Origin of the sequence: Planktothricoides sp. SR001 (genome assembly GCF_001276715.1) — a bacterium.
Lineage (GTDB): Bacteria > Cyanobacteriota > Cyanobacteriia > Cyanobacteriales > Laspinemataceae > Planktothricoides > Planktothricoides raciborskii.
The window spans coordinates 1-2,586 of the sequence record NZ_LIUQ01000006.1; the positions used below are offsets into that span (position 1 = coordinate 1).

A 2,586-nucleotide genomic window follows, 5' to 3' on the forward strand; every position below is an offset into this window, starting at 1 on the left:
TCCTATCATCTGTATACAGTCCGTCTGGAAGTCATAGGTTTCAATCCCTAATAGGGATTCAATATAGTTGCAACTCGATTTGTCACAGCAGATTACACTCTGAAGATTAAGTTGTTTCAATCCCTAATAGGGATTCAATATAGTTGCAACAGAAGCGCCACCGCAAGGGGTTCCAAGCGTACCTAAGGTTTCAATCCCTAATAGGGATTCAATATAGTTGCAACAAGCAGAAGCAGAGCATGATTTTAAGGAATGGATATTAGTTTCAATCCCTAATAGGGATTCAATATAGTTGCAACCCCTTCAATCTCATCCGCAGGCGATCGCCAATCAAGTGTTTCAATCCCTAATAGGGATTCAATATAGTTGCAACGTTAACAAATCAATTTAGGGGACATAAGCAATGGGTTTCAATCCCTAATAGGGATTCAATATAGTTGCAACCTACTAGAACTTCAAACAGAATATGTCTATATCTATGTTTCAATCCCTAATAGGGATTCAATATAGTTGCAACAATTCGTGAGCACGAATACCATAGGTTGCCATGATACCGGTTTCAATCCCTAATAGGGATTCAATATAGTTGCAACAAAGGGTATGCTGCATCGTATCATCAGATGAAAAAGCGTTTCAATCCCTAATAGGGATTCAATATAGTTGCAACCATTATTCAAACGAAAGAAAACCAGGAGCGATTGGTTTCAATCCCTAATAGGGATTCAATATAGTTGCAACGTGATGGCATTAAAATTTTCACTGATTAAGTTTTGAAAGTTTCAATCCCTAATAGGGATTCAATATAGTTGCAACATAAATCAGTGTAATTTTGTTGATTTTTTGGAAATAAGTTTCAATCCCTAATAGGGATTCAATATAGTTGCAACATGGCTGTGGGAAAAACATATTAAGCCCTGGCTGGAGTTTCAATCCCTAATAGGGATTCAATATAGTTGCAACAAGTCAGCGGTATCACTGTCCAAATCTTTTCTGTTGTTTCAATCACTAATAGGGATTCAATATAGTTGCAACGTCAGGTTTCGCCAGACAATGTAGTAAAACCATCTGTTTCAATCCCTAATAGGGATTCAATATAGTTGCAACAAGATGAGGGTCTTCTTACCGAAGGATTTGCCGTGTTTCAATTCGATGCAATTAGTCTATGAAGAGGTAAATTATGAGAGGGTCTTCTTACCGAAGGAGTTGCCGTGTTTCAATCCCTAATAGGGATTCAATATAGTTGCAACAACTTTGTGGGATTTCCTGAGATTGAGAGTATCTGTGTTTCAATCCCTAATAGGGATTCAATATAGTTGCAACGGAAGGAGATTGAAATCAAAGGATTTGGAATGTTTGGTTTCAATCCCTAATAGGGATTCAATATAGTTGCAACCAGTAGCAGAAATCACTCAAGTAAGAATTGCACTGGTTTCAATCCCTAATAGGGATTCAATATAGTTGCAACTAGGGCTAAAGTATTAGGTTCTGGTGGCGCTTCTGGTTTCAATCCCTAATAGGGATTCAATATAGTTGCAACTTTTGCCCTCAGCTTTTGCTGAGAAGCTTGGCACAAAGTTTCAATCCCTAATAGGGATTCAATATAGTTGCAACTCTTACTCTGTGCCCTGCTGGTGCAGTGGTTACGAGTTTCAATCCCTAATAGGGATTCAATATAGTTGCAACATCGCCAAATCGAAGTCATCGGGCGATTGCTCCCAGTTTCAATCCCTAATAGGGATTCAATATAGTTGCAACCTGCTGGTTATTTGCAAAATCCTGAGAATCTTGATTCTGTTTCAATCCCTAATAGGGATTCAATATAGTTGCAACAGTAAGGTATTAGAGAGGATTGGTTTTCTTAAAAGTCGTTTCAATCCCTAATAGGGATTCAATATAGTTGCAACAATAATCAGACCTGCAACGAGAATAATCCAATACTCGTTTCAATCCCTAATAGGGATTCAATATAGTTGCAACCAACCCAACCCCGCACCGCGCAAAACTCGATCCCAAAGTTTCAATCCCTAATAGGGATTCAATATAGTTGCAACCTGCTTTACCTGCTACACTTCCAGCCTTGCGTGGAAGTTTCAATCCCTAATAGGGATTCAATATAGTTGCAACCTGATGAAAGTTTAGCCCATTACAATGTTTGGGATGTTTCAATCCCTAATAGGGATTCAATATAGTTGCAACCAGGGCAATTAGCGATTGCTAATGGCGGCACCGGGGCGTTTCAATCCCTAATAGGGATTCAATATAGTTGCAACGAGTAAGCTTCAGGAACATAAACATTTATTCCAAGTTTCAATCCCTAATAGGGATTCAATATAGTTGCAACTCGTGATATGAATCTCTCTCTTTTGCTTACACTTAGGTTTCAATCCCTAATAGGGATTCAATATAGTTGCAACTGGCCGTGGCCGCAATATCCAGTCAATTGCCTGATGTTGGTTTCAATCCCTAATAGGGATTCAATATAGTTGCAACCGCATAGATCGAAGCACCAATCATGGGCTTTTTGTTGCGTTTCAATCCCTAATAGGGATTCAATATAGTTGCAACACCAAAAAAGCGGGAGAACTT

2 CRISPR repeat arrays are annotated in these 2,586 nt (G+C 38.8%).

The window, feature by feature from the left end:
• Nucleotides 1-37: 37 nt before the first annotated feature.
• Nucleotides 38-1,104: a CRISPR direct-repeat array (repeat unit 37 nt; unit sequence GTTTCAATCCCTAATAGGGATTCAATATAGTTGCAAC).
• 106 nt (nucleotides 1,105-1,210) lie between these two features.
• Nucleotides 1,211-2,565: a CRISPR direct-repeat array (repeat unit 37 nt; unit sequence GTTTCAATCCCTAATAGGGATTCAATATAGTTGCAAC).
• Nucleotides 2,566-2,586 lie beyond the last annotated feature (21 nt).